The organism is Bariatricus sp. HCP28S3_D3 (assembly GCF_052065755.1).
Taxonomy (GTDB): domain Bacteria; phylum Bacillota; class Clostridia; order Lachnospirales; family Lachnospiraceae; genus Allocoprococcus.
This window is the reverse complement of record NZ_JBQHTK010000023.1, coordinates 20351-39356: the sequence shown is the minus strand read 5'-3', so window position 1 is coordinate 39356 and position 19006 is coordinate 20351. Positions and strand designations below refer to the sequence as shown.

The 19006-nt window shown below is 43.5% G+C and carries 21 protein-coding genes and 1 riboswitch; of the genes, 19 read left to right on the top strand and 2 right to left on the bottom strand.

The genetic code is table 11. The features are described 5' to 3' along the window. The 4 genes from ACTNB3_RS13015 to ACTNB3_RS13000 are packed head-to-tail and all read left to right on the top strand — an operon-like array spanning position 1 to position 3228. Entirely contained in the window at positions 1–981 is a 981-nt protein-coding gene (locus ACTNB3_RS13015) for an AIR synthase-related protein (RefSeq protein WP_427806147.1), read from the top strand. A gap of 46 nt (positions 982–1027) precedes the next feature. Next, positions 1028–1525, top strand: a complete 498-nt coding sequence (locus tag ACTNB3_RS13010; protein ID WP_427806146.1) for an Lrp/AsnC family transcriptional regulator — start codon at positions 1028–1030, stop codon at positions 1523–1525. Beyond that, positions 1525–2706, top strand: coding sequence for an aminotransferase class I/II-fold pyridoxal phosphate-dependent enzyme (locus tag ACTNB3_RS13005; protein WP_427806145.1), 1182 nt, complete (start codon positions 1525–1527; stop codon positions 2704–2706). Before ACTNB3_RS13010 ends, ACTNB3_RS13005 begins: the two co-directional genes overlap by 1 nt. A gap of 24 nt (positions 2707–2730) precedes the next feature. Beyond that, positions 2731–3228 carry a tRNA (cytidine(34)-2'-O)-methyltransferase gene (locus ACTNB3_RS13000; protein WP_427820456.1) on the top strand — a complete coding sequence of 166 codons (498 nt, stop codon included), beginning with the start codon at positions 2731–2733 and terminating at the stop codon, positions 3226–3228. Positions 3229–3321: 93 nt separating this feature from the next. Here ACTNB3_RS13000 and ACTNB3_RS12995 read toward each other — a convergent pair whose 3' ends face one another. Next, the gene (locus tag ACTNB3_RS12995; RefSeq protein ID WP_427806143.1) at positions 3322–4206 is read right to left on the bottom strand and encodes an aldo/keto reductase; all 885 of its coding nucleotides are present in this window, start codon (positions 4204–4206) and stop codon (positions 3322–3324) included. A 255-nt stretch (positions 4207–4461) separates the two neighbouring features. Between ACTNB3_RS12995 and ACTNB3_RS12990 the strand changes: the two genes are divergently transcribed. From ACTNB3_RS12990 to atpC, 10 genes are all read left to right on the top strand, one after another. Further along, the gene (locus ACTNB3_RS12990) at positions 4462–4689 is read left to right on the top strand and encodes an AtpZ/AtpI family protein (RefSeq protein WP_427806142.1); all 228 of its coding nucleotides are present in this window, start codon (positions 4462–4464) and stop codon (positions 4687–4689) included. Between the two features lie 25 nt (positions 4690–4714). After that, on the top strand, positions 4715–5107 hold the full coding sequence (locus tag ACTNB3_RS12985) for an ATP synthase subunit I (protein ID WP_441026204.1): 393 nt from the start codon (positions 4715–4717) through the stop codon (positions 5105–5107). An 18-nt stretch (positions 5108–5125) separates the two neighbouring features. After that, positions 5126–5842: a F0F1 ATP synthase subunit A gene (gene atpB / locus ACTNB3_RS12980; protein WP_427806140.1), complete on the top strand. Its 717-nt coding sequence runs from the start codon at positions 5126–5128 to the stop codon at positions 5840–5842. 67 nt (positions 5843–5909) lie between these two features. Continuing rightward, complete coding sequence (atpE, locus tag ACTNB3_RS12975) at positions 5910–6173, top strand: ATP synthase F0 subunit C (protein WP_441017481.1); 264 nt, start codon at positions 5910–5912, stop codon at positions 6171–6173. A 46-nt stretch (positions 6174–6219) separates the two neighbouring features. Beyond that, a complete protein-coding gene (gene atpF, locus ACTNB3_RS12970; RefSeq protein ID WP_427806138.1) occupies positions 6220–6735 on the top strand; it encodes a F0F1 ATP synthase subunit B in 516 nt (171 codons plus the stop codon). Continuing rightward, positions 6723–7268: an ATP synthase F1 subunit delta gene (gene atpH, locus ACTNB3_RS12965; RefSeq protein WP_427806137.1), complete on the top strand. Its 546-nt coding sequence runs from the start codon at positions 6723–6725 to the stop codon at positions 7266–7268. The genes atpF and atpH overlap by 13 nt, the downstream gene beginning before the upstream one ends. 41 nt (positions 7269–7309) lie before the next feature. Next, positions 7310–8812, top strand: coding sequence for a F0F1 ATP synthase subunit alpha (gene atpA, locus ACTNB3_RS12960; RefSeq protein WP_427806136.1), 1503 nt, complete (start codon positions 7310–7312; stop codon positions 8810–8812). A 16-nt stretch (positions 8813–8828) separates the two neighbouring features. Next, positions 8829–9701, top strand: a complete 873-nt coding sequence (gene atpG / locus ACTNB3_RS12955) for an ATP synthase F1 subunit gamma (protein ID WP_427806135.1) — start codon at positions 8829–8831, stop codon at positions 9699–9701. Between the two features lie 36 nt (positions 9702–9737). Continuing rightward, complete coding sequence (gene atpD, locus ACTNB3_RS12950; protein ID WP_441026202.1) at positions 9738–11129, top strand: F0F1 ATP synthase subunit beta; 1392 nt, start codon at positions 9738–9740, stop codon at positions 11127–11129. 12 nt (positions 11130–11141) lie between these two features. Further along, positions 11142–11540 (top strand): ATP synthase F1 subunit epsilon, encoded by a 399-nt coding sequence (gene atpC / locus ACTNB3_RS12945; protein WP_427806133.1) that lies wholly within the window; start codon positions 11142–11144, stop codon positions 11538–11540. 41 nt (positions 11541–11581) lie between these two features. Here the strand turns inward: atpC and ACTNB3_RS12940 are convergent, their stop codons facing one another. Next, positions 11582–12355: a DUF6062 family protein gene (locus tag ACTNB3_RS12940; protein ID WP_441026200.1), complete on the bottom strand. Its 774-nt coding sequence runs from the start codon at positions 12353–12355 to the stop codon at positions 11582–11584. Positions 12356–12495: 140 nt separating this feature from the next. Here ACTNB3_RS12940 and ACTNB3_RS12935 point away from each other — a divergent pair, with 140 nt between their 5' ends. The 5 genes from ACTNB3_RS12935 to metK all read left to right on the top strand — a co-directional run bounded on the left by ACTNB3_RS12935 (position 12496) and on the right by metK (position 18938). Continuing rightward, positions 12496–14688, top strand: a complete 2193-nt coding sequence (locus ACTNB3_RS12935) for a DNA topoisomerase III (protein ID WP_441026198.1) — start codon at positions 12496–12498, stop codon at positions 14686–14688. Between the two features lie 69 nt (positions 14689–14757). Next, on the top strand, positions 14758–15183 hold the full coding sequence (locus ACTNB3_RS12930) for a hypothetical protein (RefSeq protein WP_427806130.1): 426 nt from the start codon (positions 14758–14760) through the stop codon (positions 15181–15183). A gap of 118 nt (positions 15184–15301) precedes the next feature. Next, on the top strand, positions 15302–15808 hold the full coding sequence (locus ACTNB3_RS12925; protein WP_427820464.1) for a shikimate kinase: 507 nt from the start codon (positions 15302–15304) through the stop codon (positions 15806–15808). A 253-nt stretch (positions 15809–16061) separates the two neighbouring features. Continuing rightward, positions 16062–17354, top strand: a complete 1293-nt coding sequence (locus ACTNB3_RS12920) for a UDP-N-acetylglucosamine 1-carboxyvinyltransferase (RefSeq protein WP_441017493.1) — start codon at positions 16062–16064, stop codon at positions 17352–17354. 136 nt (positions 17355–17490) lie between these two features. Beyond that, a riboswitch (SAM riboswitch) is annotated at positions 17491–17593 on the top strand. Between the two features lie 157 nt (positions 17594–17750). Further along, complete coding sequence (metK, locus tag ACTNB3_RS12915; protein ID WP_441026195.1) at positions 17751–18938, top strand: methionine adenosyltransferase; 1188 nt, start codon at positions 17751–17753, stop codon at positions 18936–18938. The last annotated feature ends 68 nt before the right edge of the window (positions 18939–19006 follow it).

Here is a 19006-nt window from a genome sequence, read left to right as displayed (position 1 = left end):
ATGAAACCGGGAAAGATATCGCAGACCGTATACAGACGGTCCGTCTTGAAACAATTGAATACAGACGTACATGCGGCATTTTTTCCGCCGGCTAAGGAGGAGTGCTGTTATGGGATTAAGGCTGATCCGGGTGAGATGATTCTTTCATCTGGCGTTTCTCTCTATGGCAATGAAAAAGATTTGTGTGTGTTTGCCATAGCACAGGTATGTAATGCGCTTGCGACAAGAGGAGCATCACCGAAAGGAGTCAGCATTCAGATCATGTTGCCTGAATTTGCGTATGAATCCAGATTGAAAGCGATGATGCAGACATCTTCGGAAGCTGCAAAAGAATATGGCATAGAGATTCTTGCGGCAGACGTACAGAATGTTCCTGGAATACAGACGACGATCGTGAACGTGACGGCAGTGGGAACGACAAAGAGAATACTGCAGAGCTGCAAGGCGCCTGCAGGGCAGGATATTGTGCAGATCAAGTGGATCGGTCTGGAGGGAACGTTAAGAATATTAAAGGCCAGACAGGAAAGTCTTGCTAAGCATTTTCCATCTGCGTTTTTGAAACAGACTGCGTCTTATGAAAAAGAGCTCATTTCGCTCAAAGAAATGAAAGCTGCTGATGCCATAGGCGTATCTGCCATGCATCAGATTGGAGACGGTGGAATCCTTGCGGCACTCTGGGAACTGGCAGAAGGAGCGGATATCGGTCTTTCTGTAGACATGAGGAGGATTCCCGTAAAACAGGAAACAATCGAAGTGTGTGAATATTTTCATCTCAATCCTTATCAGCTTACCAGTACGGGAAGTATCCTGGTAATTACGCCGAAAGGGGAAGAGTTGGCAGATACGCTTACAAGGGAAGGAATGGCGGCAGCCGTGATCGGACATACGACGGCGGGCCGTGAAAGAATCATCCTGAACCAGGGAGAAATACGGTATATTGATCGCCCTGCACCGGATGAATTGACGAAGATTTTAATTTAGACGGGATCGACATGACCCGTTATCGGATATTCTGGAGGATAGAATCATGGAAAATAAAGAAACAAGAAGAGCAATTCTGAATTATATTGAGCGTAATAGCAAAGCGAACCTTGGCGAACTTGCTATTATGCTGGGAACGGATGAAGTAACGGTAGCAAATGAGATTGCCGCTATGGAGAAGGAAAAGATCATTTGTGGATATCATACGATTATTGACTGGGATAAAGCAGGTTCAGATATGATTACGGCATTGATCGAAGTAAGAGTGACCCCGCAGAGAGATCAGGGCTTTGATAAAATTGCTGAGAGAATTTACAATTTTCCGGAAGTGACTGCTGTGTACCTGATTTCAGGCGGTTATGATTTGATGGTCATTCTGGAAGGATGGACATTGAAAGGGGTATCTCAGTTTGTGTCTGAGAAACTGGCGCCGATCGAATCAATTATTGGAACATCTACATATTTTATCTTGAAGAAATATAAAGACCATGGAACCATCATGGTACCGCAGAAGAAGGAAGAAAGGATGTTGGTGACACCGTAATGAGAAATCCATTATCACAGAAAGTAGTACAATTAGAACCATCAGGGATTCGTAAGTTTTTTGATATTGTAAATGAAATGAAGGATGCGATTTCACTGGGCGTTGGAGAACCGGATTTTGATACGCCATGGAGAATCCGTGAAGAAGGAATCTATTCGTTGGAAAGAGGACGTACATTTTATACATCGAATGCAGGGCTTAAGGAACTGAAGATCGAGATTGCAAATTATCTGAAAGACAGGGTAAATGTAGAATATGATCCTTATCACGAAGTCCTCGTGACTGTAGGAGGCAGTGAAGCGATTGATATGATGTTTCGTGCTATGCTGGATCCGGGAGATGAAGTGTTGATACCGCAGCCGAGTTATGTGTCCTATCTTCCGTGTGCATTTATGGCAGACGGAGTGCCGGTTGTAATTCCCCTGAAGAACGAGAATCAGTTTAAACTGACGGCAGAAGAACTGGAAGCGGCGATTACACCGAAGAGCAAGATTTTGGTCATGCCGTTCCCGAATAATCCCACGGGAGCAATTATGACTTCCGAGGATCTGAAGCCGATTATGGATGTGGTGATCAAGCATGATCTGTTTGTGCTCTCGGATGAAATCTACTCTGAATTAAGTTATATGGGAGATCATGTTTCCATTGCAAGTTTTCCGGGAATGAAAGAAAGAACGATTCTGGTTAACGGCTTTTCAAAGGGGTTTGCCATGACCGGATGGAGATTGGGGTATGCCTGCGGACCGGCAGAAATCATTGCACAAATGACAAAGATTCATCAGTATGCAATTATGTGCGCACCGACAAACAGTCAGTATGCAGCAGTGGAAGCGCTCAGAAACTGCCGCGGAGAAGTGGCTAAGATGCGCGAAGCTTATAATCAGAGAAGACGTTTTCTGGTTCATGAATTGAGAAGAATGGGATTGGAATGTTTTGAACCATACGGTGCTTTTTATATTTTCCCAAGTATCAAGGAATTTGGAATGACTTCGGAAGAATTCGCCACAAGATTCCTTGAAGAGGAGAAGGTGGCGGTCGTTCCGGGCACCGCTTTCGGAGCCAGCGGAGAAGGATTCGTGAGAATTTCTTATGCATATTCTCTGGAAGATCTGAAAGAAGCGCTTGGACGTCTGGAACGGTTTATTACAAGGCTGCGTACACAGAAAATAAAAGAAGTCTAACTTTTATGACAGAGGAGAACTGGGATGCTGAATATTGTATTGTTTGAACCGGAGATACCTGCGAATACAGGCAATATTGGCCGCACCTGTGTTGCGACGAACACCAGGCTGCATCTGATAGAACCACTTGGTTTTAGGCTGGATGAGAAAAGCCTGAAGCGTGCGGGAATGGATTACTGGAAGGATCTGGATGTTACCACATATATCGATTACCAGGATTTTATGGAGAGGAATCCGGGAGTGAAGATTTACATGGCGACCACGAAATCTCCGAATTTATATACGGACGTGCATTATGAGCCTGACTGCTACATTATGTTCGGAAAAGAAAGCGCCGGAATTCCTGAGGAGATTCTGATTCATCATAAAGAGGATTCGATACGGATCCCGATGGTAGGAGACATTCGTTCATTGAATCTGGGAAATTCTGTCGCGATTGTATTGTATGAGGCGTTGAGACAGAACGGATTTGCGGGGATGAATACAGAGGGACATCTTCACAGACTGGAATGGGATGTATAAGAAGAAAGGTTTTGCATCGTAAAATAACAGTCGGGAAACAGATAAGAACTTGTCTGTTCCCCGACTGTTTTAATGTGTTGAAAAATCTTATCCTTACTGCTCAGGATTACTTTTGCGAGTCGGAATGTAGAAATCAGGATGTTCACCCAGCCATGTGGTCTGAGGCATACAGGTCATGATCCACATATCTTCTTCGGAAATAGAAAAATCAAAGATATCCATATTACTCTTCATATGTGCTTCGGTAGAAGCTTTTGGAATCGGAATGATGCCTTTTTGAAGAAGAAAACGGAGGTTGATCTGAGGAATACTTTTTTGATATTTTTTAGCGAGCTTCGCAAGAAGTGCATTCCCGGCTAAAGCATTTTCGCGGCCTCGTCCGAGCGGGCTCCAAGCCATCGGACGGATATCGTGGGCGAGTAAGTAGCTGACGGCTGCTTCCTGAGAATACCCGGGATGAAGTTCCAACTGGTCGACCACCGGTTTTATTTTGCATCCGGAAAGTAGATTGTCCAGGTGATGCGGAAGGAAATTGCTGCACCCAAGACTCCTGATTTTACCCTCTGCATGCAGATCTTCCAGCGCCCGCCAGGTTTCCAGGTCCAATTCTTTCCAGTTTTCATTTTCGTCGCCGGTCTGGCGTGGCCAATGGATCAGGTAAAGATCCAGATAATCCATCTGAAGACGATCCAGCGTTGCTTCAAATGCCCTTTTGGCATTTTCATAGCCCATTTCATCGATCCATAATTTGCTTTCAATAAAAAATTCTTCACGTGGAATACCACTTTCTTTGATAGCCTGACCGAGCACTCTTTCTGTCTCATAGATGGAGGCCGTGTCAAAGAAACGGTATCCGGTTCGGATGGCAGTGCGGATGATTTCCAGATTGTCTCCGTCTTTCTCATTGTAAGTTCCGAAGCCGAAGCAGGGGAGTGATGTACCGTTGTTTAACGTATAACAGTCATTAATTGAATTCATATGCAACCTCTTTTCAAAAAAATCTGATTTTATTTTAAATGTAAGACAGAAAAAATGCAAGTTTTATTATGTACGCAAAAAAGAACAATTATTTGCTATCTTTCTATGATTTTACCAAAATACATCCCTTGTTTCGGACAACATTTTTTAAAAAATGTATAAAAAAAATTAAGCTTTAGAATTAAATTGCTAGACATCGGACACGAAAACAGATATAATAGGATACAGAGAAATTTCAGAAAGTGGGGAATCGGTATGAATTATAAACAAAGTGTGTTCCGTACTTTAGCCTTAATTTCACAGGTGGGTATAAGTATACTGGTCCCTATTTTGTTGTGCACGTTTCTCGGAGCATGGCTGGAGGAGAGAATATCTTTTCCGGTTTTTATCCCATTAATTATTGTTGGTGTGCTGGCGGGGGGAAGAAATGCATATTATTTAGTCAGGCATGCAAATGAAGATCCGGAAGACAGAAAAGAGTAGGATTGGCAGGAAGAAGGGAACGGGTATGGAGAGATCAGATGAGAGAGTGTTGAAAGACATGATCATGACCATGGTCATATACGGAATTATAGCACAGATTATCTGTCTGTTTATACCGGGAGATCATCTGAGGATGGCGGTAGGGCTCTGGATCGGAGTCGCGACCGGAATCGGGATGGCAATCCATATGAAGCAGTCTTTGGATGAGGCATTGTATCTTGACGAGAAGGGCGCCTCAAAGTACATGCAGAAAGCGTATGCGAAAAGGTATATTGCAGTGATCATTCTGTTTATAGGAGTCACTTACTTTAACCTTGTTAATATATTAACGCTTATTGCAGGAGTAATGGGATTAAAAGTTGCAGCATATTCGCAGCCGATTATGCACAAACTTTTTCAAAAGCTTAAAAAATCTTAAGTAAAGGAGGTTAAAAATGTGGGGAATAGCTTAGGGATACTGGCGGCGAAAGAACCGGATTTCCAAATCCACGGTCTCGTCAAGTTCGAACTGTTTGGACAAGAGCTTTGGCTAACCACCACCCATGTCAGTATCTTGATCGTTATTGCGTTAATGCTGATATTTGCGCTGGTTGTCCGTTCTAAGCTAAGTAATGCGGAAGGCAAGCCGGGAGCGTTACAGAATGTTGCGGAGTTTATTGTTGAAATGCTCGACAATATGACATACGGCAGCATGGGCAAGGAACTGGGAACAAAGTACCGGAATTACATTGGAGTGCTGTTCCTGTTCCTGATCGTATCGAATATTTCCGGACTTTTAGGACTCAGGCCGCCAACGGCAGATTATGGCGTTACATTGCCGCTTGGTCTTATCAGTTTTACTTTGATTCAGTACAACAATATCAAGTACAACAAAGCTGGAGCATTTACGAGTTTGTTCCAACCGTTGCCACTCTTGTTCCCGATTAATCTGATCGGTGAGATCGCAGTGCCGATTTCGCTTTCACTGCGTTTGTTTGGTAACGTGCTTTCCGGAACGGTTATCATGGGACTCTTATATGGACTGTTATATAAGATTACATGGGGCTGGCCGGGAATTTTACACGTATACTTTGACCTGTTCTCAGGTTGTATTCAGGCATACGTGTTTGCAATGCTGACAATGGTATTTATTAAAGACAAGGTACCCGATTAGCAGATGCTGAAAAAAATTCAAATCCAGAAAGAGATTAAGACAAAAAGAAAACAGGAGGAAGATTATTATGAATATTTCTAATGAAGGTTTAATTTTAGCGTGTTCAGCAATTGGAGCAGGTCTTGCGATGATCGCAGGTATCGGACCTGGAGTTGGACAGGGTATCGCTGCCGGACATGGTGCAGCAGCAGTAGGACGTAATCCGGGAGCAAAATCTGACGTAACATCTACCATGCTTTTAGGACAGGCCGTAGCAGAGACAACCGGTCTTTATGGTCTGGTTATCGCATTGATTCTCTTATTCGCTAACCCACTGCTTGGAAAACTGTAAAAAGAGTGGTTATGCCTTGACAAAATAAGAGAAAGGAGGCCAGGCTTTGGAGCGTTTATTTAACTTGGATGCGCAGCTTCTTTTTGATGCAGCCGTAATGGCCTGCAGTATGTTTGTACTGTTCACATTGCTCTCTTATCTGTTATTCGATCCGGTTCGTAAGGTTCTGGAAGATCGTCGGAAGAGAGTTGCAGCGGAGCAGGAAACTGCAAAGAAAGAAAAAGAAGAAGCTATCGTATATAAAGAAGAATATGAGCAGAAATTAAAAGAAGTCGATAAAGAAGCTCAAGAAATCCTGAGTGAAGCCCGCAAGAAAGCGATGAAAAACGAAGCAAAGATCATCGCTGAGGCGAAGGAAGAGGCGGCTCGCATTATTGAACGCGCGAATGTTGAAATTGAACTGGAGAAGAAACGTGCTCTGGATGATATGAAGCAGGAGATGATCTCGATCGCGTCTATGATGGCTGGAAAGGTTGTTGCAGCTTCCATTGACACTAGTGTTCAGGATAGTCTGATTGATGATACATTAAAAGAAATGGGTGAACAGACATGGCTAAGTTAGTATCAAAGGTTTACGGCGACGCCCTGTTTGAAGCTGCCCGTGAAGCCGGACGTATGGATGATATGTATGAGGAGGTTTTGGAACTTCAGAAGCTTCTTCAGGCAAACGAAGAACTCCAGAAGATGATGGAGAATCCGAAAGTCATACGTGAGGATAAGGAAAATGTCATTGAAACCGTCTTCCGCGGTCGGATTTCCGATGAGATCGTGGAATTGATGAAACTGATGATTGCCAAAGGGCGTTACAGTAATATTGAATCCGTGTTCGATTATTTTATCGGACTGGTAAAAGAAGAAAAGAAAATCGGAATTGCCTATGTGACAACAGCGGTAGAGCTGACAGATGGGCAGAAGGATGAGATAGTCAGACGGCTGCTTGAAACAACAAGATATGAATCATTTGAAATGAATTATGCGGTTGATGCATCATTGATCGGCGGAATGGTTATTCGTATCGGTGACCGTGTTGTGGATTCAAGTATCAAGACAAAGCTGTACGAGCTGTCAAAGAGCCTGAGAAAGATACAGGTTTGATTTATCCTTGAAAATTTAGAGAAAGAAGGTGGATTCGCTCCATGAACTTAAGACCAGAAGAGATTAGTTCTGTGATTAAAGAACAGATTCAGAGATACGCGTCTGAGCTTAATGTTTCTGACGTGGGAACCGTTATTCAGGTAGCGGATGGTATTGCGCGTGTCCACGGCCTTGAAAATGCGATGCAGGGAGAACTTCTGGAGTTCCCTTCTGAAGTATATGGTATGGTGCTGAACCTGGAGGAAGACAACGTTGGTGCCGTTCTTCTGGGAGATCACAAGAACATTAATGAAGGGGATACCGTTAAGACGACCGGACGAGTTGTTGAGGTTCCGGTAGGCGACTGCATGCTGGGTCGTGTAGTAAATGCACTTGGACAGCCAATTGATGGCAAAGGACCGATTCAGGCGGAGAATTACCGTCAGATCGAACGAGTAGCACCGGGTGTTATTACCCGTAAATCAGTAGATACCCCTCTGCAGACCGGTATCAAAGCGATCGACTCCATGATTCCGATCGGACGTGGACAGCGTGAGCTTATCATCGGTGACAGACAGACCGGTAAGACTGCCATTGCGATTGATACGATTATCAATCAGAAAGGGCAGGGAGTAAAATGTATCTATGTAGCAATCGGACAGAAGGCTTCTACCGTTGCTAACATTGTAAAGACACTGGAGAGCTATGGCGCTATGGATTACACCACCGTAGTAGCTGCGACAGCAAGTGAACTGGCACCTCTGCAGTACATTGCACCATATTCAGGATGTGCAATGGGTGAAGAATGGATGGAGAAGGGCGAAGACGTTCTGATCGTTTATGATGACTTGTCCAAACATGCAACTGCATACCGTACACTTTCCTTGCTGCTTCGTCGTCCGCCAGGACGTGAGGCTTATCCTGGAGACGTTTTCTATCTGCATTCAAGACTTCTGGAAAGAGCTGCGCGTCTTTCTGATGAACTTGGCGGAGGTTCTCTTACTGCACTTCCGATCATCGAGACTCAGGCAGGTGACGTATCAGCTTACATTCCGACCAACGTAATTTCAATTACAGATGGTCAGATCTATCTGGAAACAGAAGCTTTCAATGCCGGTTTCCGTCCGGCTATCAACGCGGGTCTTTCTGTATCACGAGTTGGTGGTTCCGCACAGATCAAGGCTATGAAGAAGATTGCAGGTACGATCCGTACAGACCTTGCTCAGTATCGTGAGCTGGCATCTTTCGCCCAGTTCGGTTCTGATCTTGACGCTGATACGGCAGAACGTCTTGCACAGGGCGAGCGTGTTCGTGAAATTCTGAAGCAGCCACAGTATCAGCCGATGCCGGTTGAATACCAGATTATTATCATTTACGCTGCTGTTAAGAAGCTGATTCTTGATATCCCGGTTGAGGATGTTCTTCGTTTTGAAAAGGGATTATTTGAATATATTGACACAAAATATCCGGAAATTCCAGAATCTATCAGAACAAAGAAAGTTATGACTGAGGAAGTAGAAGAGACACTGAAGAAGGCAATCAGCGAATTTAAAAAAGAATTCTAGGAAGAGGTGACAGATCATGGCATCTATGAGAGATATCAAGCGGCGTCGGACCAGTATCCAGAGTACGCAGCAGATTACAAAAGCCATGAAGCTTGTTTCTACCGCTAAATTACAGAAAGCAAGAAGCCGTGCCGAGGATTCGAAAGCATATTTTAATTGTATGTACCAGACAATGACCTCATTGCTTGCCAAAGCAGGCAATCTCGATCATCCGTATGTAAAATCAAATGGTTGCGAGAAAAAAGCGATCGTTGTAGTTACTTCTAACCGAGGTCTTGCCGGAGGGTACAATTCAAATATCGTAAGACTGATTACCGGCAGTGATTTTAAGAAAGAGGACGTTCGCATTTATGCGGTCGGAGGAAAGGGACTGGAACTGCTGAAGCACAGAGGGTACGAAGTGGTTGCCGATTATTCGGAGATCATTGAAGAACCGGTTTATGATGATGCGAAAGTAGTTGCAACCCGACTTCTTGACGATTTTGCCAAGGGCGAGATCGGAGAGATTTACCTTGCCTATACTTTCTTTAAAAATACGGTCAGCCATATACCGACTCTGATGAAAGTGCTTCCGGTTGAAGCACAGGAGGCAGAGGAAGGGGAAGAGGAAGCAAATGCAGTGGACAAGATTACTCCGATGAATTTCGAACCGGAGGAAGAGGAAGCTGTCCGGCTTCTTGTTCCAAAGTATATCAGCAGCATTCTGTATGGCGCTTTTATAGAAGCGGTTGCAAGTGAAAATGGTGCCCGTATGCAGGCAATGGATTCTGCTACAAGCAATGCAGAAGAAATGATTAATGATTTGGAATTGAAATATAACAGAGCACGTCAGGGTGCTATTACTCAGGAACTTACGGAGATTATTGCCGGTGCGGAAGCAATCGGTTAGTAATCAAGCAAGGGCCTTGTAAGTAAGGAGGAAAAAATGGCAGATAAGAATATAGGGAAGATCACCCAGGTTGTCGGTGCCGTACTTGACCTCAAGTTTTCAGAAGGAAAATTACCGGAAATCAACGAAGCGGTTGAAATTACGAGAAAAGACGGAAGAATCCTTGTGGTAGAAGTTGCACAGCATCTGGGTGACGACACAGTAAGATGTATTGCCATGGATTCAACGGACGGTCTGGTTCGCGGTATGGAAGCCGTTGCAACCGGAGGACCGATTTCCGTACCAGTTGGCGAAGCAACACTTGGCCGTATCTTCAACGTACTTGGTAAGCCAATCGACGAAAAGCCTGCACCGGAAGATGTAGAGTATATGCCGATTCACAGAAAAGCTCCAAGTTTTGAAGAACAGGCAACAGAGACCGAGATGCTGGAGACCGGTATCAAAGTCGTTGACCTTCTTTGCCCATATCAGAAGGGTGGAAAGATCGGTCTGTTTGGAGGTGCCGGAGTAGGAAAAACGGTACTTATCCAGGAACTTATTACAAATATTGCAACAGAACATGGTGGCTATTCTGTATTTACAGGTGTAGGTGAACGTACCCGTGAGGGAAATGACTTATATGGTGAAATGACAGAATCCGGAGTTATTAAGAAAACGGCCATGGTATTCGGACAGATGAACGAACCGCCTGGAGCGCGTATGAGAGTAGGTCTTACCGGACTGACTCTTGCTGAATACTTCCGTGATAAAGGTGGAAAGGACGTACTTCTTTTCATCGACAATATTTTCCGTTTCACACAGGCAGGTTCTGAGGTATCTGCGTTGCTTGGACGTATGCCTTCAGCCGTAGGTTACCAGCCGACACTGCAGACAGAGATGGGGGCTCTTCAGGAGCGTATTACTTCAACAAAGAGTGGTTCTATCACATCCGTACAGGCTGTATATGTACCGGCCGATGACTTGACTGACCCGGCTCCGGCTACAACATTTGCCCATCTGGATGCGACGACCGTACTTTCACGTGCTATCGTAGAACTTGGTATTTATCCGGCTGTAGACCCGCTGGAGTCTACATCCCGTATTCTCGACCCGCATATTGTTGGCGAGGAACACTATAAAGTTGCCCGTGGTGTACAGGAGATTCTTCAGAAATACAAAGAACTGCAGGATATTATCGCAATTCTTGGTATGGATGAGCTTTCAGAAGAAGATAAGCTGGTTGTATCTCGTGCTCGTAAGATTCAGAGATTCCTGTCCCAGCCGTTCCATGTAGCTACGCAGTTCACCGGCCTGGAGGGACGTTATGTTCCGATCAGCGAGACGATTCAGGGCTTCAAGGAAATTCTGGAAGGAAAGCATGATGATATTCCGGAAGGATATTTCCTGAATGCAGGTAATATTGATGACGTGCTTGCCCGTGTGAAATAGGAGGGACGTCCTATGGCAGAAAAGTTTAAACTGAGTATCATTTCTCCGGACAGAGTGTTCACAGAAGGCGAAGCTGAATTCCTGGAATTCACAAGCACAGAAGGAGAGCTCGGTATCTATGCTCAGCATATACCGCTTACGACCATTCTGGAACCGTGTGTGATGAAAATTCACAATGAAGGGGAAGTGAAGAAAGCAGCAATTCTTGGAGGATTTGTAGAAATCCTGAAAGATAAGATTACCGTACTTGCTGAAGATGCCCAGTGGCCGGATGATATTGATGTAGCCCGTGCAAAAGCGGCAAAGAAACGCGCGGAAGATCGGCTTACTGCAAAACAGGAAGGAACAGATATGCTTCGTGCAGAAGCGGCACTGAAACGTGCAATTGCACGAATCAATACGGTGGATTAATAAGAATAAAAGGGAGCTTTTGGCTCCCTTTTGTTTTACGATTATTTAGCCTGATACGGAGGATCTGCAGGATAACCGCTCCCGATTTTTTGCATGGCACGTTGTACGGAATCTCTGGAATTTTTCCAGTCAGCATCTTGAAAACGATAATCAAATTTCTTTTGGAACCAGTCGATATCCTCCTGTATACGTTCCAGATTCTTTTCCATCTGAGGGAAGAGAATCGAACGCAGTTCTTCCTGCTTTTTATCATTTAAGTAAAGCGAGGAAGCGTCCAGCAGTTTCGCAAAATGTGTAAGACAAAACCCTTTGCTGCTCTTTACAAGCTCCATGAATTCAGGTTCCCCCTTTTTAAAAAGTTCAAAAAAAGTTGCCAGATAGCGGTCATGAGTCTGATGCATATAGTCACAGATATAACAAGAATGATTCTGCTTTTGGATCCATATGCTGACGTTATTGCTTCCGCTGACTGCGGAAGTGTTTTTGCGGAAACGATCAGCCAGATTTGGTTTGGCGGAAGAGGAATAGTTCTTCATTTCCTTTTTTAGTTCACCGGTGAGCTTTTTCAAATGAGTTTCCAGAATTAAAGCACTGCCAAGCCTGTTCCCATAAGAAAACATTTTTTGATAGTGTTCACGACAAAAACCGGCTTGATCGGTTGCAGCGCGAATATCATCGCGCATATAGGATGCGCCTGATCCAAGAACAAAATCGAGGGCATGCTGTTCGAGGTCTCTTTCAATGAAACAAAACGGGCATTCATCATTTGCACGAAATGCATCCATTAAGGGAATAGTGTATAATTGTTCTTTCATATGTAAATTCCTTTCAGTAAAATGAGATAAAGAGTTTATATAATATTTATTTTACTTTATTGGATATCGTTATACAATCATGTTATTATAAGATGATAAAAATAAATTGAAAAGTTAGATAGATGGAACGGAGGAATAGGATGAAATCGTTGGTTATTGCCGAGAAACCGTCTGTAGCCCGTGATATTGCACGGGTATTAAAGTGCAGTAAAAAGCTGAATGGAGCAATTGAAGGAAATAGGTATATTATAACCTGGGGGTTGGGACACCTGGTAACGCTGGCAGATCCGGAAGATTATAATGTGAAATATAAAGAATGGAAGATGGAACATCTTCCTATGATGCCCAATCCCTTTAAATTAGAAGTAATCGGACAGACCGGAAAACAATTTTCAGCAGTCAAGAACCAGATTCACCGAAAAGATGTAGAGGAAATTATTATCGCTACAGATGCAGGGAGAGAGGGAGAACTGGTGGCCCGTCTGATCCTTGAAAAAGCGGGGAGTAAGAAACCGATTAAACGTCTGTGGATATCCTCTGTTACAGACAAAGCGATTTCTGACGGATTTGCGCATCTGAAAAATGGGCATGACTATGATTCGCTGTATGATGCGGCAATGTGCCGGGCAGAAGCTGACTGGCTGGTCGGAATTAATGCTACGCGTGCGTTAACCTGTAAATATAATGCACAGCTTTCCTGTGGTCGTGTTCAGACACCGACACTGGCTATGATTGCAAAAAGAGAAGCACAGATTAAGGAATTTAAGCCGGTTCCATTCTATGGAATGACGGCAAAAACGGGCGGACTGACATTAACATGGCAGGATCAAAAATCAAAAAGTTACCGGTCATTTGATAAAGAGCGAATGGAGAAACTGGTGTCGCAGCTTAGAGGGGAAGAAGCTGTAGTGACTGCGATTAAAAAGACACCGAAGAAAACACCGGCTCCGCTATTGTATGACCTTACAGAGCTTCAGCGAGATGCAAATAAAAAATATGGTTTTTCTGCCAAGGAAACACTGAATATTATGCAGCGATTATACGAAAATCATAAGGTGCTTACTTATCCGAGAACAGATTCACGCTATCTGAGCAGCGATATTATACCGACTCTGAAAGACAGGCTGGCAGCATGTCAGACAGGCCCTTATCGGAAAATGGCTCTCATGGCATCCAAACAGACTCTGCCGGGAAAACCTGCGTTTGTAAATGACGCAAAGGTATCGGATCATCATGCCATTATTCCGACTGAGCAATCGGCACAGTTAAGTTATATGACAAATGAGGAATGGAAAATATATGATCTGGTAGTAAGAAGGTTTATGGCAGTGTTCTTTCCTCCGTTTCAATATGAACAGACTCAGGTAACTGTAGAAATTGCAGGAGAGCATTTTGTTGCGTCCGGCAAAATAATAAAGAGTCAAGGATGGAAGGAAGTGTATGGAGATCTTCAGACGACGGAGGACGAAACGGAAAATGAAGAGGATCGAAGCTTAAAAGATCAGACTTTGCCGGAGATAAAAGAAGGAGATCGTTTGCCGGAACTGTATATTTCTATGACAGAAGGAAAGACAAAGCCGCCGGCTCCATTCAACGAGGCAACTCTGCTTTCCGCTATGGAGAATCCGATCGCTTTTATGGAATCCCACGACAAGAAAATGGCGCAGACTCTGGGAGAGACAGGCGGACTCGGAACGGTTGCCACAAGAGCAGATATCATTGAGAAATTATTCGGAAGTTTTCTTCTGGAAAAACGAGGGAAAGATATTTATCTCACATCCAAGGCAAAACAGCTTTTGGAATTGGTTCCGGAAGAACTGAAAAAGCCGGAACTTACAGCTGATTGGGAAATGAAACTGTCACGTATTGCAAAAGGACAGATGAAGAAACAGACATTTATGAAAGAGATTGAAGGATATACGCAAGAAATTCTGGATGAGATCAAATGTGGTGAGGGAACTTTCCGTCATGATAACTTGACAAATACAAAATGCCCCAGATGCGGAAAACGTATGCTGGCAGTAAAAGGCAAAAACAGTGAGATGCTGGTTTGTCAGGACAGAGAATGCGGATATCGCGAGACGGTTGCAAAGACGACAAATGCTCGCTGTCCTGTATGTCATAAGAAAATGCAGCTCCGCGGAAAAGGTGAAAGTCAGATTTTTGTATGTGTTTGCGGGCACAAAGAAAAACTGACAGCATTCCAGGAAAGGCGTAAAAAAGAAGGCGCCGGTGTCAGCAAAAAAGATGTGCAGAAATATCTGAAAAAGCAGAAGGAAGAACCGGTCAACAACGCATTTGCAGATGCATTTGCCAAATTGAATCTCAAATAGAAAGCAAAGCACCATCTGACACGATTCACATATAATAAAGTATATTCTGATGAAATGGAAGTGCCTGAGATGGACATAAAGATGCCTTATTATATGACATATCCGATGCCGTTTCTGTTTGATGATGAAAAGGAAGCAGATCGTGATTATGAATACCTGAGAAGCATGTATCCGGAACTTGCAAAGCAGATTATCCCTTATGTTGAGGAAGAATGCGATCGGTTGGATTATGAAGGAAGTATGATTTTTGATGAATATCCGGATAAACTTCAACTCCGTTTAATCTGTAGCAGAGTTTATGAAAAAGTAATGGAACAAGAGAAAATCAAGGAATTCTCTCTGGAGGATAATCAGATACAAGAGCAGGTGAGAAGACCGGTCCGGAGTCGCAGAAAACCAGACCGGATCAGGGATATCATAGAATTATTGACATTTCATGAGCTGATGCGAAGAAGAAACAGGCATAGAGAGCAGCAAAGAAGGCGCTACTGGTAAATAAGATGCCATTCCAAACTATTATAGAAAAAGATTGATAAAATACAGAGGTATGTGCTATAATAGCTGAGCGGCAAAATCAGGAGGCTATGTGATTAGAAAAAATGCGGAGGTACATATGAAAAATATTGTTTTTATCGGAATGCCCGCAGTAGGCAAAAGTACAGTAGGAGTCGTTGTGGCGAAGCGGCTTGGTTATGAATTCATAGACACTGATTTGCTGATACAGAAACAGGAACAAAGGCTGTTGAGGGAGATTATTGAACAGGAAGGAATTGATAATTTCCTGAAGATTGAAAATCAGGTAAACAGAGATATCGAGGTGGAACATGCAGTCATTTCTCCCGGAGGGAGTGTTGTCTATTGTGAAGAAGCTATGCGCCACTTTAAAGAAAATGGAATTATTGTTTACCTGCAGGTGTCGTTTGACACTATTAATTCCCGCTTGAAGAATGCAAAAAAACGCGGTGTAACGCTCAGGAACGGCCAGACGCTCAAAGATCTATATGATGAAAGGATCAGCCTTTTTGAAAAGTATGCTGACATTACCGTTTCTGAAGAAGGATTAGAGCTGGAAGAAACCATAGAAAAGGTACTTGATGAGCTGGAGAGCATGGAAAAATAGTAGAAAAAGTTTCAAAAATGTTACGAAGTGGTTACATCCGGTTCATATATCAATAGAAAAAATTTTACAAAATTATATTAGTGTGCTATACTATTCAAGAAAGAGATGAAAAGTACAAAAGTATCCCCATACATTTCTTCACAGTTGTGGCAAATTTATAATAGTATGAGGGTTTTTGTTTTTGAGATAATAATAGATAAGTGACATAGATAACAACATTTAAGAGGGAAGAAAACGTCTGTAGAGGTGTAATATGGAACAGTATATAATTAAGGGTGGCAATCCATTGGTTGGCGAGGTTGAAATTGGTGGAGCAAAGAATGCAGCACTCGCTATTTTAGCTGCGGCAATAATGACGGATGAGACTGTAATGATCGATAATCTTCCGGATGTAAATGATATCAATGTATTATTGGAAGCCATTGAAGGGATTGGAGCCAGAGTTCAGAGAATCGACCGGCATACAGTTAAGATCAATGGAAGCCATATTACCGATTTTGACATCGAGTACGACTATATTAAGAAGATCAGAGCTTCTTATTATTTGCTCGGAGCTCTGCTTGGAAAATATAAAAGAGCGGAGGTTGCTCTTCCGGGTGGATGTAATATCGGAAGTCGTCCGATCGACCAGCATTTAAAAGGATTCAGAGCACTCGGAGCATATGTGGACATTGAACACGGAAAGATCATTGCCGAGGCTGATCATCTGAGAGGAAAACACATCTATTTTGACGTGGTCAGTGTCGGAGCTACGATCAATGTAATGATGGCTGCATCCATGGCAGATGGCCTTACAATTATGGAAAATGTGGCAAAGGAGCCGCATGTTGTTGATGTTGCCAATTTCCTGAACAGCATGGGTGCGAATATTCGCGGGGCAGGAACGGATGTTATTAAGATCCGTGGCGTGTCTAAGCTTCATTCTACAACGTATTCCATCATTCCGGATCAGATTGAGGCGGGAACATTTATGTTCGCGGCAGCAGCGACCCGCGGGGATGTAACTGTGTTAAATGTCATTCCAAAACATCTGGAAGCTACGATCGCAAAGTTGGTTGAGATCGGCTGTGAAGTAGAAGAGTTTGATGACGCGGTTCGCGTGGTTTCGAAAGGAGCTCTGCGCAATACGCAGGTTAAGACACTTCCTTATCCGGGATTCCCGACAGATATGCAGCCGCAGATCGGTGTTACACTTGCTCTTTGCAAAGGGACAAGTACGATTACAGAAAGTATTTTTGAAAACCGTTTTAAATATCTGGATGAGCTGGCAAGAATGGGCGCGAATGTCAAGATTGAAGGCAATTCCGCGACGATTGAAGGCGTGAATGGATTTTCAGGAGCCAGAGTCAGCGCACCTGACCTCAGAGCCGGAGCCGCACTGGTAATAGCCGGACTTGCGGCAGATGGAATTACGATTGTGGATGATATTGTTTATATCCAGAGAGGGTATGAACGGTTTGAAGAAAAACTTAGAAGTCTCGGAGCACAGATTGAGAAGGTAAGTACAGAGCGGGAAATTCAGAAATTCAAACTGAAAGTATGTTAATTGTACTGAGAATATTGAAAAAAGCATACAGATATTAAAAAATGTAGGGAGCACAGCAGCAAAAATGTTGTGTTCCCTATTGACGTATATAACAACAAGTGATATGATGTGTAGCGGAACAGAATAAAGAAGCTTTCTCTTATTCAGAGTGGTGGAGGTACAAAGGATCTGTGAAGCCACGGCAACCCCATTTTAACAATGGAAGGTGCCAACCTGAGCGAGTAATCGAACAATAAGAGGATTGATGATGAAATATCGGGTCAGTCCTTTTGGGACTGATTTTTTTTGACACATTGGATTCGAATAGATGATCCGGTATGTCAAATCCTTAAAAAGGAATACGATTTTGTGTACAATCATATAAGAGAGAGTGGCAGAAAAAGAAAGGAAAAGAAGATGGAAAGAGTATTATTTACTTCAGAATCAGTAACCGAAGGACATCCGGATAAGATGTGCGACCAGATCTCAGATGCAATTCTGGACGCACTTATGGAGCAGGATCCGATGAGCCGTGTGGCATGCGAGACCTGCACGACGACAGGACTTGTTATGGTCATGGGGGAGATCACAACAAATGCATACGTGGATATTCAGAAAATCGTGCGCGATACAGTAAGAGAAATCGGATATACCAGAGGAAAATATGGATTCGATGCAGATACCTGCGGAGTCATTACTGCAATTGATGAGCAATCTGCGGATATTGCTCTTGGGGTTGACAAGGCCTTAGAAGCAAAAGAGAATAAAATGTCAGATGAAGAACTGGAAGCAATCGGTGCAGGAGATCAGGGAATGATGTTCGGGTATGCGTCCGATGAAACAGAGGAATATATGCCATATCCTATCGCTTTGGCACATAAGCTTGCACTCCGTCTGACGAAAGTAAGAAAGAATGGAACGCTTCCGTATCTTCGACCGGATGGTAAGACACAGGTTACCGTGGAATATGACGAGAACGGAGTACCGGCACGTCTTGACGCAGTGGTATTATCTACACAGCATGACCCGGAGGTGAGTCAGGAACAGATTCATGAAGATGTGAAGAAATACATTTTCGACGAAATCCTTCCGGCAGAAATGGTTGATGAGAATACCAAGTTTTTCATCAATCCGACTGGACGTTTTGTAATCGGAGGTCCTCATGGGGACAGCGGACTGACCGGACGTAAGATTATTGTGGACACTTACGGCGGAATGGCACGCCATGGCGGCGGAGCATTTTCCGGGAAAGACTGCACGAAGGTAGACCGTTCAGCAGCATATGCGGCAAGATATGTTGCAAAGAATATTGTGGCAGCAGGACTTGCAAAAAAATGTGAGATTCAGCTCTCCTATGCAATCGGTGTTGCTCAGCCAACTTCGGTTATGGTCGATACCTTTGGAACAGGAAAGATTTCTGATAATAAACTTGTGGAGATCATCCGTGAGAACTTTGATCTTCGCCCGGCAGGCATTATCAAAATGTTGGATCTCAGACGTCCGATCTACAAGCAGACAGCTGCATATGGACATTTCGGACGCAATGACCTGGATCTTCCGTGGGAAAAACTGGACAAGGCAGAAGAATTGAAGAAGTATTTATAGAATTTTTAGAAAAATTTATGGGCGCTTTGATGTGAAGCGCCCGTTTTTGTGCTATTCTATATTCAGTA

Bases quoted from the DNA above. Each gene is read 5' to 3' on its own strand.
- metK (WP_441026195.1), top strand. From the start codon at position 17,751: ATGGAAAGAGTATTATTTACTTCAGAATCAGTAACCGAAGGACATCCG.
- ACTNB3_RS12935 (WP_441026198.1), top strand. From the start codon at position 12,496: ATGAAATCGTTGGTTATTGCCGAGAAACCGTCTGTAGCCCGTGATATT.
- ACTNB3_RS12930 (WP_427806130.1), top strand. From the start codon at position 14,758: ATGGACATAAAGATGCCTTATTATATGACATATCCGATGCCGTTTCTG.
- ACTNB3_RS12925 (WP_427820464.1), top strand. From the start codon at position 15,302: ATGAAAAATATTGTTTTTATCGGAATGCCCGCAGTAGGCAAAAGTACA.
- ACTNB3_RS13015 (WP_427806147.1), top strand. From the start codon at position 1: ATGAAACCGGGAAAGATATCGCAGACCGTATACAGACGGTCCGTCTTG.
- ACTNB3_RS12985 (WP_441026204.1), top strand. From the start codon at position 4,715: ATGGAGAGATCAGATGAGAGAGTGTTGAAAGACATGATCATGACCATG.
- ACTNB3_RS13010 (WP_427806146.1), top strand. From the start codon at position 1,028: ATGGAAAATAAAGAAACAAGAAGAGCAATTCTGAATTATATTGAGCGT.
- ACTNB3_RS12995 (WP_427806143.1), bottom strand. From the start codon at position 4,206: ATGAATTCAATTAATGACTGTTATACGTTAAACAACGGTACATCACTC.
- atpG (WP_427806135.1), top strand. From the start codon at position 8,829: ATGGCATCTATGAGAGATATCAAGCGGCGTCGGACCAGTATCCAGAGT.
- atpH (WP_427806137.1), top strand. From the start codon at position 6,723: ATGGCTAAGTTAGTATCAAAGGTTTACGGCGACGCCCTGTTTGAAGCT.
- atpC (WP_427806133.1), top strand. From the start codon at position 11,142: ATGGCAGAAAAGTTTAAACTGAGTATCATTTCTCCGGACAGAGTGTTC.
- ACTNB3_RS13000 (WP_427820456.1), top strand. From the start codon at position 2,731: ATGCTGAATATTGTATTGTTTGAACCGGAGATACCTGCGAATACAGGC.
- ACTNB3_RS12990 (WP_427806142.1), top strand. From the start codon at position 4,462: ATGAATTATAAACAAAGTGTGTTCCGTACTTTAGCCTTAATTTCACAG.
- ACTNB3_RS12940 (WP_441026200.1), bottom strand. From the start codon at position 12,355: ATGAAAGAACAATTATACACTATTCCCTTAATGGATGCATTTCGTGCA.
- atpE (WP_441017481.1), top strand. From the start codon at position 5,910: ATGAATATTTCTAATGAAGGTTTAATTTTAGCGTGTTCAGCAATTGGA.
- atpA (WP_427806136.1), top strand. From the start codon at position 7,310: ATGAACTTAAGACCAGAAGAGATTAGTTCTGTGATTAAAGAACAGATT.
- ACTNB3_RS12920 (WP_441017493.1), top strand. From the start codon at position 16,062: ATGGAACAGTATATAATTAAGGGTGGCAATCCATTGGTTGGCGAGGTT.
- ACTNB3_RS13005 (WP_427806145.1), top strand. From the start codon at position 1,525: ATGAGAAATCCATTATCACAGAAAGTAGTACAATTAGAACCATCAGGG.
- atpD (WP_441026202.1), top strand. From the start codon at position 9,738: ATGGCAGATAAGAATATAGGGAAGATCACCCAGGTTGTCGGTGCCGTA.